Source organism: Fodinibacter luteus (assembly GCF_039541575.1).
GTDB lineage: Bacteria > Actinomycetota > Actinomycetes > Actinomycetales > Dermatophilaceae > Fodinibacter > Fodinibacter luteus.
In genome coordinates, this window is sequence record NZ_BAABGM010000007.1 from 38,004 (window position 1) to 50,967 (window position 12,964).

Consider the following 12,964-nt stretch of genomic DNA (forward strand, 5'->3'; position numbering starts at 1 on the left):
GCGGTCAGGGCGCGGGCCGGTCCTCGAGCTCGACCGGCCGGCCCGTGCGGGCCTCCGAGAGCTCCGCGAACGCGGAGCGCACCGTCTTCGCGTACAGGTGCGAGCCCTTCAGGCTCGGGTGGATGCCGTCCGGCTGCAGCTGCCCGCTCGTGCCGGCGAGAGCGGCGTCCCAGTCGGCGAGGCGCACGTTCGGCAGGCCCTCGACCGCCTCGCGCAGTGCGGCGTTGTCGCGCTCCGCCCGGGCGTAGCGTCCGTGGACGGTGACGACGACGACCATCCGGTCGGGCCCGATGGCCGCGAGGGTCTCCTCCAGGGCGGGGACGTCGGTGCCGGCGTTCGTGCCGAACGCGAGCACGACGGCCCGGCGCAGCCCGTCGCCACGGGCCGCGACGAGGGCCGGGGCGTCGGACCACTTCCGGTTGGACTTCGCGTCCATCCGGATCTTCGGGAGGTGGTAGCGCAGGGCGTGGCTCGAGCCGACCATCATCGAGTCGCCGAAGGCGTCGACCTCCGAGCCGGCGGGCATGCTCCAGTCGACCTCCGCCGGCGCCGCGGTGGGCGCCGGGCTGGGCGCCGCCGGTCCGGCCGCCCCCGTGGGTTCGCCGGATGCCGTGGATGCCGTGGATGCCGTGGGTGCCGTGGGCGTCGGACCGGGTGCCGCCTCGTCGGCGAGCCCCGCCTCGGTGGCCGTGATGAGCCGCTCGGTCGAGGTGCGGTCGGGCGCGGTGAGCAGGACCGCGACGACTGCGACGACGAGGAGGAGGACGACCGACCAGACGACGCGGGCGCCTCGCGTCCCGAGGGCGCGCAGCCGCCGCAGCAGCTCCCGGCCGGCACCGGCGAAGCCACGGCGCCGCACCGGCATCTCGACGAAGCGGTAGGACAGGTCGGCGACGGCGAGCGTCACGAGGACGCACCACGCGCGGGTCAGCAGGTAGGAGGCGCCGCCGGGTGCGACGGGGAGGTCCTGGCCGACGACGAGGAGGACCGGCCAGTGCCAGAGGTAGATGCCGTAGCTGCGGGCGCCGAGCCAGCGCACCGCCGGCAGCTCGAGGAGGGCGCGCACCCGGCCGGGCCGCTCGACGACGACGAGCACGAGGGCGGTCGTCGCGAGGGAGGCGAGCAGGATGCCCCCGCGGAAGGTCCACGCCGAGTCCTCGCCGGCGAGGACGAGGAGCGCCGCGAGCGTGGCGAGCGCCCCCGCGCCGACGTGGCGCCGGTGCGCTCCCCACCACGGGGTCCGCGTCCAGGCCCGGTGCGGTGCGGCGTACGCGAAGGCCAGGGCCGCGCCGAGCATGAGCCCCATGACGTGGGTGTCGGTGCCGTAGTACGCCCGGGTCGGGCTCTCGGGGTCGAGGTGCACGGCCATGAGCACCGACGAGCCCGCCGCGAGGAGGAGGGCGGCCCCGGCCCGGGCCTCGGGTCGACGGGCGACGGCGAGCAGGAGGAGCACGGCGGGGGGCCACACGAGGTAGAACTGCTCCTCGACCGCGAGCGACCACAGGTTCATGAGCAGCTGCGGGGACGTCGCCGCGAAGTAGTCGGAGCCCGCGGCGATCTCGAGCCAGTTCGAGGTGAAGGTCAGGGCGCCGGTCACCTGCCGCTCGATGCCGACGAGCAGGTCGCCCTCGGACAGGCGGGCGAGCAGCACGGAGGCCGGGACGCAGACGAGGAGCGCGGGGAGCAGCCGCCGGGCGCGCCGGGTCCAGAACGCGGGCAGGTCGAGGCGGCCGGTCGTGACGCGCTCGCGGACGAGCAGCGTCGTGATGAGGAAGCCGGAGACGACGAAGAAGACGTCGACGCCGAGGAAGCCGCCGGGCAGCCACGACGGGTCGAGGTGGAAGAGCAGCACGGCGACGATGGCGAGCGCGCGCAGGCCGTCGAGGCCGGCGAGGCGCTCCGGGGTGCCGCCCGAGGACGGCAGGGACGGGTCGCGGCCGGCGCGGGGCCGGGGCGGTGGTGCCTGCCGCCCCACCGCGCCCTGAGCCTGCACCGTGCTCATCCCGCCACGGTAGGGGCTGGTGGTGCCGGTGTGACGGAGGCGCGCTCGGCGGCGGGTCCTACGATCGGCCCATGGTGGAGCGGTCCGACGACGCGGGCGTGCGGCGGATGACGGTGTTCGTGCGCGGGCACGTCCAGGGCGTCGGCTTCCGCTGGTGGGCCCGCGCCCGCGCCCTCGAGCTCGGCCTCGTCGGGCACGCCCGCAACACCGCCGACGGCCGGGTCGAGGTCGTCGCCGAGGGCGGTGAGCAGGCGCTCTCGGCGCTGCTCGCGCTGCTCCACGAGAGGCCGTCGACGACGGGTCGCCCGGGGCGGGTCGACGGCGTGTCGTCGCCGCTGTGGGGCGACCCGCGCGGGGACGGGGGCTTCCGCGAGCGCTGAAGCGCGGCCCGCCCGGACGGCATCCGGGGGGTGGACGGCGACCTGACGCGGGTGCCGTGGCTTCCTACGATGACGGCGTGAGCGACATCCCCCCGGACCTCGCGCGGCTGCGGTCGAGCATCGACAACATCGACGCCGCCCTCGTCCACCTGCTCGCGGAGCGCTTCAAGGCGACCCAGCAGGTCGGGGAGCTCAAGGCGGCCGTCGGGCTGCCGCCCGCCGACCCGGCCCGGGAGGAGCGCCAGATCGCCCGGCTGCGGGGCCTGGCCCACGAGGCGGGTCTCGACCCGCAGTTCGCCGAGAAGTTCATCACCTTCGTCATCGCGGAGGTCATCCGCCACCACGAGGCGCTCGCGTCGGTCGAGCCCGGCGCGGCACCGACGGCGGGGGAGCCGGCAGCCACACCGGCACCGTCCGCCCCACCGGTCACATGCACCACCGGGCCCGTCGACGTCCCCGGGGGCACACCCCCGCGCGGGTAGAGTCGGGCGGCATCCGGCCGGGGCCGCCGGCCGGGACCGCCGACGAGAGCTGCTGACACCACCGTGTACCTCAAGACGCTGACCCTCAGGGGGTTCAAGTCCTTCGCCTCGGCGACGACGCTGCGCCTCGAGCCGGGCATCACCTGCGTCGTCGGGCCCAACGGGTCGGGCAAGTCCAACGTCGTCGACGCGCTCGCGTGGGTCATGGGGGAGCAGGGGGCGAAGTCCCTGCGGGGCGGCAAGATGGAGGACGTCATCTTCGCCGGCACGGCCGGGCGCCCGCCGCTCGGCCGCGCCGAGGTCAGCCTGACGATCGACAACACCGACGGCGCGCTGCCCATCGACTACACCGAGGTGACGATCACCCGCACGATGTTCCGCGGCGGGGGCAGCGAGTACGCGATCAACGGCACGTCGTGCCGGCTCCTCGACGTCCAGGAGCTGCTCTCGGACTCGGGCCTGGGCCGTGAGATGCACGTCATCGTCGGGCAGGGGCAGCTCGACACCGTCCTGCGGGCCACCCCCGAGGAGCGCCGCGGGTTCATCGAGGAGGCGGCCGGGGTCCTCAAGCACCGGCGGCGCAAGGAGCGGGCGCTGCGCAAGCTCGAGACGATGGGGGCCAACCTCACCCGCGTCCAGGACCTCACGGGCGAGATCCGCCGCCAGCTCGGCCCGCTCGGCCGCCAGGCCGAGGCCGCCCGGCGCGCCGCCGTCATCCAGGCCGAGGCCCGCGACGCGCGCCTGCGGCTGCTCGCCGACGACCTCGTCCAGCTGACCGCCGTCCTCGAGCAGGAGGTCGCCGACGAGACCGCCCTCATCGAGCGCCGGACCGCCGTCGAGGACGCCCTCGCCGAGGTGCGTACCCGCCTCGCCGACGTCGAGCGCCGCTCCGCCGAGGCCGCACCCGAGCTCGGCCGCGCCCAGGAGCGGTTCGTGCGGCTGCAGAGCCTGCGCGACCGGCTCGAGTCCACGGGGTCGGTCGCCGCCGAGCGGGTGCGCCTGCTCTCCCAGGACGAGGAGCACGAGACCACCTCGGGTCGCGACCCCGACGAGCTGCGCGCCCAGGCCGAGCGGGCCCGGGAGGCCGAACGCGCGCTGCTCGAGGAGGTCGCGGCCACGACCGGCGAGCTCGCCGCCGCCGTCGCCCGCCGGGAGCAGCTCGAGGCCGCGTACGCCGCCGAGCAGGCCCGGCTCGCCCGGCTCGCGCGGGCCGCCGCCGACCGCCGGGAGGGGCTCGCCCGCCTCGCCGGCCAGGTGGCCGCCCGCCGCAGCCGGATCGAGGCGGGGGAGGCCGAGATCGGGCGCCTCGAGGAGACCGTCGCCGCCGCGCGGGCCCGGGCCGCCGAGGCCGAGCAGGAGTACTCCCGCCTCGAGGGCGGGGTCGCCGTCGAGGAGGAGGGCGAGGAGGGCCTCGACGAGGCCTACGAGTCCGCCGCGGCCCTCCTCTCCGAGGTCGAGGCGCGGATCGAGGCGCTCGTGGCCACCGAGCGGGAGGCGGAGCGCGACCGTTCGTCGACCGCCGCCCGCATCGAGGCCCTCGAGCTGAGCCTGCGCCGCAAGGACGGCGCCGCCACCCTGCTCGCCGCGGCCGACGACGAGCACGGGGTCGTCGGCACGGTCGCCTCGCTGCTCCACGTGAGCGGCGGGCACGAGGCAGCCGTCGCCGCGGCCCTCGGCTGGGCCTCGGAGGCCCTGGCCGTCCCCACCGCCGAGCACGCCGCGCGCGCCATCGGGTCGCTGCGCGAGGGCGACGGGGGTCGCGCCGCCCTCCTCGTCGGCGCGACGGCGTCCCCGACCGACCCGGCATCCTGGCCGGTGCTCGATGACGGCGCCGTGTGGGCACGCGACGTCGTGCGCGCACCCGACGACGTGCGCCCGGCGCTCGAGCAGCTGCTCGACCGCGTCGCGCTCGTCGCCACCGCGGCCCACGCCGTCGCCCTCGTCGACCGGCAGGCCGGCATCACGGCCGTCACCCCCGACGGCGACGTCTTCGGACCCGGCTGGGCCCGCGGCGGCAGCAGCGCCGGCGAGAGCCTGCTCGAGCTCCAGGCCGCCCTCGACGACTCCCGGGCGACCCTCGAGACGGCGGCCGCGAGCGTCGAGCGCACCCGCTTCGCGCTCGTCGCGGCGCGCGAGCGGGCCCGCGAGGTCGGCGCCGAGGTCGAGGCCGCGCTCGGCGCCCTCCACGAGTCCGACGCCCGGATGGCCGCGGTCGCCGAACGGCTCGGCGGCCTCGGGGCCGCCGTGCGCACCGCGACCGCCGAGGCCGACCGCACCGAGCGGGCCGTCGCGACCGCCCGCGAGACCCTCGAGGAGGACCGGGTCGAGCTCGGGGCCCTCGAGGCCCGGCTCGCCGAGGCGGAGGCCGCGCCCGCCGAGGAGGCCGAGGAGCCCTCGACCGACGAGCGCGACCGCCTCGAGCTCGAGGCGAGCCGCGCCCGCACCGCCGAGACCGAGCTGCGGCTCGCGCTGCGCACCCGGGAGGAGCGGGCCCGCTCGCTCAAGGGCCGGGCCGACTCGCTCGACGGGGCGGCCCGCAACGAGCTCGCGGCCCGGGAGCGGCTGCGGGAGCGTCGTGAGCGGCGGCGCCGCGAGGCGACGGTCGCCGAGGCGGTGCACGCGGCGGCCTCCTACGCGGTCGGGCGGGTCGCCGGCGCCCTCGCGCGGGCGACGACGCTGCGCGACGCGGCCGAGGCCGAGCGCGGCGAGCGCGACGTGGCGGCCGTGGCGCTGCGCGAGGAGCTGACCCGCGTCCAGGACGAGCTGCGCGACCTCACCGACTCCGCGCACCGCGACGAGGTGGCCCGGGCCCGCCAGGTGGCCCGCATCGAGCAGCTCCAGGCCCGTGCGCTCGAGGAGCTCGGCATCGACCCCGAGGTGCTCGTCGAGGAGTTCGGCCCGCACCGCGAGGTGCCGCACGTCCTCGCCCCCGGGGACGACCCCGCCGCCGCGCCGGAGCCCGGGCCGTACGTGCGCGAGGAGCAGGAGAAGCGCCTGCGCCGGGCCGAGCGCGGGCTGCAGGCACTGGGCCGGGTCAACCCGCTCGCCCTCGAGGAGTTCGCCGCCCTCGAGGAGCGGCACACCTTCCTCACGACCCAGCTCGAGGACCTCAAGCGCTCCAAGCGCGACCTGCTCGACATCGTCAAGGAGGTCGACGAGCGCGTCGAGCAGGTGTTCTCCGAGGCCTTCCGCGACACCGAGGAGCAGTTCGGCAGGGTCTTCGAGCGGCTCTTCCCCGGTGGCGAGGGGCGGCTCGTGCTCACCGACCCCGACGACATGCTGTCGACCGGCATCGAGGTCGAGGCCCGCCCGCCGGGCAAGAAGGTCAAGCGGCTCTCGCTGCTGTCCGGCGGCGAGCGCTCGCTCGTGGCCGTCGCCCTGCTCGTCGCCATCTTCAAGGCCCGCCCGAGCCCGTTCTACATCATGGACGAGGTCGAAGCGGCGCTCGACGACACCAACCTCGGCCGCCTCATCACCCTCTTCGAGGAGCTGCGCGACTCCAGCCAGCTCATCGTCATCACGCACCAGAAGCGCACCATGGAGGTCGCCGACGCGCTCTACGGCGTCTCGATGCGCGGCGACGGCGTGACGACGGTCGTCTCGCAGCGCATCCGCGACGTCGCCGCGACCGCCTGAGCCGCACGGCATCCGCACGGCATCCCCCCGGATGCCGTGCCGCCCCGTGCGCTGCCCGCCCCCCGTCAGCCGGGCAGGGGCCCGACGTCGCCGAGCGGCCAGAACCGCAGGACGACGGGCCCGATGACCCGCTCCCCAGGCACGAGGCGGACGCACTCGGGCCCCTCGGTCGCCCCCCGGCAGCCGATGACCGAGTCGGCCGACTGCGAGCGGTGGTCGCCGAGCACGAGGAGGTTCTCGCTCGGCACGGTGATCTCGGGGAAGCACCGGCTCGAGCGCGGCGTCGTCGTGCAGTCGAGCACGCCGGGGGTGAACGGCAGGTCCTCGAAGACGTACGGCTCGTCGAGCGGCTCGCCGTCGACGGTCACCGCGCCGTCGGCGCTGCAGCACGCGACCCGGTGCCCGGGCAGGCCGACGACCCGCTTGACGGTGTAGGCGGTGCTGCTCGGCCCGATGCCGGTGAGGTCGCCGAACCCGCGCAGGACGCGCACGACGACGTTGTCGGCGGGGGGCAGCTCCGTGGCCTGCCACGTCTCGCCGTGCCCGAAGACGACGACGTCACCCCGGGCGACGTCGTCGTCGAGCCGGTTGACGAGGATCCGGTCCCCGATGTGGAGGGTGTTCTCCATCGACTGCGACGGGACGCCGAAGGGCTTGACGAGGAAGGCCTGGACGAGCGCCACCGCCACGAGCGCGATGAGCACCTCGGAGAACATCGGCAGTCGGCGGCGACGGCGCGGCGGCGCCCCGTCCGACGCGGGCGCGGCGGCAGTCACGGCGCCACCCTAGTCAGGCGCGCCGGGAGTGTCGATTTGGTCGCCCGGTGGTGCCTCTGCGACGGTTGGGACATGATCTCCGTCGTGCTCGGCCTGCTCCTCTGCGTCGGACTCGCCCTCACCGTCATGGCCCTCGTCGCCGTCCCGGCCCGCCGCGAGGGACGCGACGTGCTGAGCGAGCGCGGCGAGGAGGTCATCGGCTCGATCCGCGAGCGCCAGCTGCCCGGCCGGCGCGACGACGCCGCCGCCGGGCGCCGACCGGTGCCCGAGGGCTCGGGCCCGCTCGACGCCGCCGTCGCGACCCACCGCTGAGCCCGTGCGCTCCGGCATCGACCCCGCCGCCGTCGACCCCGCGGTCCGGCCGCAGGACGACCTGTTCGCGCACGTCAACGGCCGCTGGGTCGCGTCTACGCCGATCCCCCCCGACCGCGGCCGCTACGGCACGTTCGACATCCTGCGCGAGACGGCCGAGGCCCACGTTCGCGAGATCATCGAGGAGGTCGCCGCCGGCTCGCCCGAACCGGGCACGGTGGCCGCGAAGGTCGGCGACCTGTACTCCTGCTTCATGGACGAGGAGACCGTCGAGGCCCTCGGCGCCGCACCGCTCGCCGCCGACCTCGAGCGGGTCGCGGCCGTCTCCGGCCCGGCCGACGTCGTCGCGGCGACGGGCACCTTCGGGCGCGCCGGCATCCTCGGCCTCGTCCTGCCGTTCGTCAACACCGACGACCGCGACCCCGACCGGTACGTCGTCTACCTCGAGCAGGCGGGCCTCGGGCTCCCCGACGAGTCGTACTACCGCGAGGAGCAGCACGCCGACAAGCGCACGGCATACGTCGCGCACGTCGAGCGGATGCTGGCCCTCGCCTCCTGGCCGGACCCCGCCGGCGCGGCTGCCCGGGTCATGGCGCTCGAGACGCGGCTGGCTGCCGGGCACTGGGACAAGGTGACCAACCGCGACCCGGTCAAGACGTACACCCTCGTCGACCTCGCCGGGCTCGCCGAGATGGGTCCCGGCGTCGACTGGGAGGCCTACCTCGCCGGGCTCGGCGCGACCCCCGCGGCGTTCGACGCCGTCGTCGTGCGCCAGCCCGACCACGTCCGCTCGGTCGCGGCCGCCCTCGCCGAGGAGCCGGTCGCGACGTGGCGCGACTGGCTCGCGTGGCACGTCGTCCACGCGCACGCGCCCTACCTGTCGGCGGCGTTCGTCGAGGAGAACTTCGACTTCTACGGGCGCACCCTGTCCGGTGTGCCCGAGATGCGCGAGCGGTGGAAGCGCGGGGTGGGGCTCGTCGAGGAGTCCCTCGGCGAGGCCGTGGGCCAGCTCTACGTCGAGCGCCACTTCCCGCCGCACGCCAAGGACGCCATGGTCGAGCTCGTCGGCAACCTCGTCGAGGCGTTCCGCCGCAGCCTGAGCGAGGTGCCCTGGATGGGCGACGACACCCGGCGCGAGGCCCTGACCAAGCTCGGCCAGTTCACGCCGAAGATCGGCTACCCGCAGCAGTGGCGCGACTACACCGCCCTCGAGATCGTCCCCGGCGACCTGCTCGGCAACGTGCGGCGGGCCGTCGCGTTCGAGGTCGACCGCCAGCTGGCCAAGCTCGGCGGGCCGGTCGACCGCGACGAGTGGTTCATGACCCCGCAGACGGTCAACGCCTACTACAACCCCGGCCTCAACGAGATCGTCTTCCCCGCGGCGATCCTCCAGCCGCCGTTCTTCGACGTCGAGGCCGACGCCGCCGTCAACTACGGCGGCATCGGGGCGGTCATCGGGCACGAGATCGGCCACGGCTTCGACGACCAGGGCTCGCAGTTCGACGGCACCGGCACGCTGCGCAACTGGTGGACCGACGAGGACCGGGCGGCGTTCCAGGCGCTCGCCGACGCCCTCGTCACCCAGTTCGACGAGCTCGAGACGCGCGACGCCCCGGGCCACAAGGTCAACGGTGCGCTCACCGTCGGCGAGAACATCGGCGACCTCGGTGGGCTGACCATCGGGCACCTCGCCTACCGCATCTCGCTCGGCGGCGACCCCGCGCCGGTCATCGACGGCCGCACCGGCGACCAGCGGTTCTTCGTCGGCTGGGCCCAGGTCTGGCGCGGGGCCGCCCGTCGGGCCGAGGCGGAGCGGCTGCTCGCCCTCGACCCCCACAGCCCGATGGACCTGCGTGCCAACGCGGTGCGCAACCTCACCGAGTTCCACGAGGCCTTCGACGTCGCCCCGGGTGACGGCATGTGGGTCGACCCGCAGCACCGGGTTCGCATCTTCTGACCGCGTCGCTGCCCGCTGGCGCCTGCCGGGCGCGGCGCCGGACGCCGTTCCCCCCGGATGCCGTCGCGCCGGTTTGGGTGCCGTCGGGTCGGCTGCGAGGATGAGCGGGTGAGCGCCATCGACACCCTGTGGGAGTACCTCGCCGTCGCCGTCGGCATCATCGTCGTCGTCGGGGGCATCGCCCTCGGCCTGATGCGCGGGCGGGGCGGCCGGACCAAGGAGCTGCCGCCGACCCCGCCGAGCAGCGCCCCGGGCGGGCCGGCGGTCGACGTCGACGCCGCACCCGAGGGGGCGATCGGCACGCTCGAGCGGCCCGGGTCGACCGACGTCCTCGAGCCGTCGGTCGTCGAGCCCGAGCTCGAGGCCGTGCCCCCGGCGCCGGCGCCCGTCCCCACGATCGAGCGGCCCGAGGCACCGGCCGGCCGGCTGCGGCGGCTGCGGGCCCGGCTCGCCCGCTCGAACACGGCGCTCGGCAAGGGGCTGCTCGCCCTGCTGTCCGGCGGGCGGCTCGACGAGGCCGCGTGGGAGGAGGTCGAGGACACCCTCCTCGCCGCCGACCTCGGCGTCGCCGCGACGACCGACCTCGTCGATGCCCTGCGCACGAAGGTGGCCGTCGAGGGCACGACCGACGAGGCGACGGTGCGGGGGTGGCTGCGCGAGGAGCTCCTCACCCTCGTCGACCCGACGATGGACCGCTCGGTCGTCTCGTCCCGGGTCGACGGCCGGCCGGCCTGCGTGCTCGTCGTCGGCGTCAACGGCACGGGCAAGACGACGACGGTGGGCAAGCTGGCCCGGGTGCTCGTCGCCGAGGACAAGGACGTCGTCCTCGGGGCGGCCGACACCTTCCGCGCGGCGGCCGCCGACCAGCTCCAGACGTGGGGCGAGCGCGTCGGCGTGCCGACGGTCCGCTCCGACCGCGACGGCGCCGACCCCGCCGCCGTCGCCTTCGACGCCGTGCGGGCGGCCGCGGAGATGGAGGCCGACGTCGTCCTCGTCGACACGGCCGGGCGCCTGCAGAACAAGGTCGGGCTCATGGACGAGCTCGGCAAGGTCAAGCGGGTCATCGAGAAGCAGAGCCCGGTCGACGAGGTGCTCCTCGTCCTCGACGCCACGACCGGACAGAACGGCATGCGCCAGGCGGAGGTCTTCTCGCAGGTCGTCGGCATCACCGGCATCGTGCTCACCAAGCTCGACGGCACCGCGAAGGGCGGCATCGTCGTCGCGGTGCAGCGCGAGCTCGGGGTCCCCGTCAAGCTCGTCGGACTCGGGGAGGGGCCCGACGACCTCGCCCCCTTCGACCCCGAGGCGTTCGTCGACGCGATCCTCGACTGATCTCCCCGCCGGGCGGGCGGCATCCCGGCGAGGCCCGGGTGGGGTGCACCGTCGAACAGGCAGTGCGCGTCGGACGACGGGCGCCCTCCGCTGGGGCGTGCGGGCCGCGGGCCTGCACCCCGCCCACTGCCTGTTCGTGGGGTCGCTCGCACCCCGAGCCGCTCACCCAGCCGCGCGCCCGGCATCCCACGCGGTTCGAGCACCTGCGGAAGGCGCCGGTCTCACGATGCGGGACCAGCGGTCGACCGAAACCCGATGCTTACACCGGCCGCCACGATGCAACACCGCGGAAACACAACGCTGCGGGAGGCGAAACCCCGCACCGTCAGCGTTGTCGCCATGAGCACACCACTGATGCCCCTCGTGGAGGCAGCAGAGACCGTCGACTACGCGGCCACCGCGTTCCTCATCCTCTGCGCCTCCCTCGTCCTCCTCATGACGACCCCCGGCCTGGCGCTGTTCTACGGCGGCATGACCCGGACCAAGTCCGTCCTCAACATGATGATGATGTCGTTCGGCGCCATGGGCGTCGTCGGGATCATCTACGTCCTCTACGGCTACTCGATGTCCTTCGGCAGCCAGGACGTCGCCGGGATCATCGCCAACCCGTTCGAGAAGTTCGGCCTGGCGAACACCGACGCGATCGTCAACCCCTTCGGCTACGAGGGCTACGGGAACGTCCCAGAGCTCGCGTTCGTCGGCTTCCAGCTGACCTTCGCCGTCATCACCGTCGCCCTCATCAGCGGCGCCGTGGCCGACCGGGTGAAGTTCTCGACCTGGCTCGTCTTCTCGGCCCTGTGGGTCACCTTCGCCTACTTCCCGATCGCCCACATGGTCTGGGGCGGTGGTCTGCTGTCCGGCGCCGAGTCCAGCCTGTCCGCTCTCGTCCTCGGCGCGACCGACGGCGCGGCCAACGTCGCCCCGATCGACTTCGCCGGTGGCACCGTCGTCCACATCAACGCCGGCATGGCCGGGCTCGTCCTCGCCCTCGTCGTCGGCACCCGCCTCGGCTTCGGCAAGGTCGCCATGCGCCCGCACAACGTCCCGCTCACGATGATCGGCGCCGGGCTGCTGTGGTTCGGCTGGTTCGGCTTCAACGCCGGCTCCGAGCTCGCCGCCGACGAGACCGCCGCCCTCGTGTGGGTCAACACGACGGTCGCGACCTGCGCCGCGATGATGGGCTGGCTGCTCGTGGAGAAGCTGCGCGACGGCCACGCCACCTCGGTGGGTGCCGCCTCGGGCGTCGTCGCCGGCCTCGTCGCGATCACCCCGGCCTGTGGGGCGCTCAGCCCGCTCGGCTCGATCGTCCTCGGGGTCGTCGCCGGTGGCCTCGCGGCCCTCGCGGTCGGCCTGAAGTTCCGGCTCGGCTACGACGACTCGCTCGACGTCGTCGGCGTCCACCTCGTCGCCGGCCTCTGGGGCACCATCGGTGCCGGCCTGCTCGCCACCTCCACCGGGCTGTTCTACGGTGGCGGGGTCGACCAGCTCATCGTGCAGGTCCTCGTCGCGCTCGCGGCGCTCGTCGTCTCCGGCGTCGTCACGCTCGCCATCGCCCTGGCCCTCAAGGCGACCATGGGCTGGCGCGTCCCCGAGGACGTCGAGGTCGCCGGCATCGACCAGTCCGAGCACGCCGAGTCGGCCTACGACCTCGTCTCCGTGGGTGGTCGGATGGGCCCCGGTGGCACCGGTGGCCCCGCCGGGTCGCGCACGGGCGACACCTCGAAGAACCTCGAAGGAGCCACCTCATGAAGCTCGTCACCGCCATCATCAAGCCCCACCAGCTCGACGAGGTGAAGGAGGCCCTCGAGGCCTTCGGCATCCAGGGCATGACCATCAGCGAGGCCCACGGCTACGGTCGCCAGCGCGGGCACAGCGAGGTCTACCGCGGTGCGGAGTACACCGTCGACTTCGTCCCGAAGAGCCGCGTCGAGGTCCTCGTCGACGACATGGACGCCACCTCCGTCGTCGACGTCATCCTCAAGGCCGCGCAGACCGGCCGGATCGGTGACGGCAAGATCTGGGTCGTCCCCGTCGAGGACGTCGCCCGGGTCCGCACCGGGGAGCGCGGCGTCGAGGCGATCTGAGCG

General features: G+C 74.9%; 10 protein-coding genes. 8 read left to right on the forward strand and 2 right to left on the reverse strand.

Going from position 1 to position 12,964, the window contains the following annotated elements:
* Positions 1-4: 4 nt before the first annotated feature.
* Positions 5-2,002, reverse strand: coding sequence for an acyltransferase family protein (locus tag ABD899_RS05185; RefSeq protein WP_345203115.1), 1,998 nt, complete (start codon positions 2,000-2,002; stop codon positions 5-7).
* A gap of 71 nt (positions 2,003-2,073) precedes the next feature.
* Between ABD899_RS05185 and ABD899_RS05190 the strand changes: the two genes are divergently transcribed.
* The 3 genes from ABD899_RS05190 (at position 2,074) to smc (ending at position 6,500) form a co-directional block, all read left to right on the forward strand.
* A complete protein-coding gene (locus ABD899_RS05190) occupies positions 2,074-2,382 on the forward strand; it encodes an acylphosphatase (RefSeq protein ID WP_345203118.1) in 309 nt (102 codons plus the stop codon).
* Between the two features lie 56 nt (positions 2,383-2,438).
* Positions 2,439-2,864, forward strand: a complete 426-nt coding sequence (locus tag ABD899_RS05195; RefSeq protein WP_425474938.1) for a chorismate mutase — start codon at positions 2,439-2,441, stop codon at positions 2,862-2,864.
* A gap of 63 nt (positions 2,865-2,927) precedes the next feature.
* Positions 2,928-6,500 (forward strand): chromosome segregation protein SMC, encoded by a 3,573-nt coding sequence (gene smc / locus ABD899_RS05200; protein WP_345203120.1) that lies wholly within the window; start codon positions 2,928-2,930, stop codon positions 6,498-6,500.
* A 65-nt stretch (positions 6,501-6,565) separates the two neighbouring features.
* Here smc and lepB read toward each other — a convergent pair whose 3' ends face one another.
* Positions 6,566-7,276, reverse strand: a complete 711-nt coding sequence (gene lepB / locus ABD899_RS05205; protein WP_345203123.1) for a signal peptidase I — start codon at positions 7,274-7,276, stop codon at positions 6,566-6,568.
* 72 nt (positions 7,277-7,348) lie between these two features.
* On the opposite strand from lepB, the gene ABD899_RS05210 reads away from it, so the two are divergent.
* From ABD899_RS05210 to ABD899_RS05230, 5 genes are all read left to right on the forward strand, one after another.
* A complete protein-coding gene (locus ABD899_RS05210) occupies positions 7,349-7,588 on the forward strand; it encodes a hypothetical protein (protein ID WP_345203125.1) in 240 nt (79 codons plus the stop codon).
* Between the two features lie 4 nt (positions 7,589-7,592).
* Positions 7,593-9,545 carry a M13 family metallopeptidase gene (locus tag ABD899_RS05215; protein WP_345203128.1) on the forward strand — a complete coding sequence of 651 codons (1,953 nt, stop codon included), beginning with the start codon at positions 7,593-7,595 and terminating at the stop codon, positions 9,543-9,545.
* Positions 9,546-9,653: 108 nt separating this feature from the next.
* On the forward strand, positions 9,654-10,877 hold the full coding sequence (ftsY, locus tag ABD899_RS05220; protein WP_345203131.1) for a signal recognition particle-docking protein FtsY: 1,224 nt from the start codon (positions 9,654-9,656) through the stop codon (positions 10,875-10,877).
* Positions 10,878-11,216: 339 nt separating this feature from the next.
* The gene (locus tag ABD899_RS05225) at positions 11,217-12,626 is read left to right on the forward strand and encodes an ammonium transporter (protein WP_345203135.1); all 1,410 of its coding nucleotides are present in this window, start codon (positions 11,217-11,219) and stop codon (positions 12,624-12,626) included.
* Positions 12,623-12,961, forward strand: coding sequence for a P-II family nitrogen regulator (locus ABD899_RS05230; RefSeq protein ID WP_345203137.1), 339 nt, complete (start codon positions 12,623-12,625; stop codon positions 12,959-12,961). Before ABD899_RS05225 ends, ABD899_RS05230 begins: the two co-directional genes overlap by 4 nt.
* Positions 12,962-12,964 lie beyond the last annotated feature (3 nt).

Bases quoted from the DNA above. Each gene is read 5' to 3' on its own strand.
- ABD899_RS05230 (WP_345203137.1), top strand. From the start codon at position 12,623: ATGAAGCTCGTCACCGCCATCATCAAGCCCCACCAGCTCGACGAGGTG.
- ABD899_RS05210 (WP_345203125.1), top strand. From the start codon at position 7,349: ATGATCTCCGTCGTGCTCGGCCTGCTCCTCTGCGTCGGACTCGCCCTC.
- ABD899_RS05190 (WP_345203118.1), top strand. From the start codon at position 2,074: ATGGTGGAGCGGTCCGACGACGCGGGCGTGCGGCGGATGACGGTGTTC.
- ABD899_RS05185 (WP_345203115.1), bottom strand. From the start codon at position 2,002: ATGAGCACGGTGCAGGCTCAGGGCGCGGTGGGGCGGCAGGCACCACCG.
- ABD899_RS05225 (WP_345203135.1), top strand. From the start codon at position 11,217: ATGAGCACACCACTGATGCCCCTCGTGGAGGCAGCAGAGACCGTCGAC.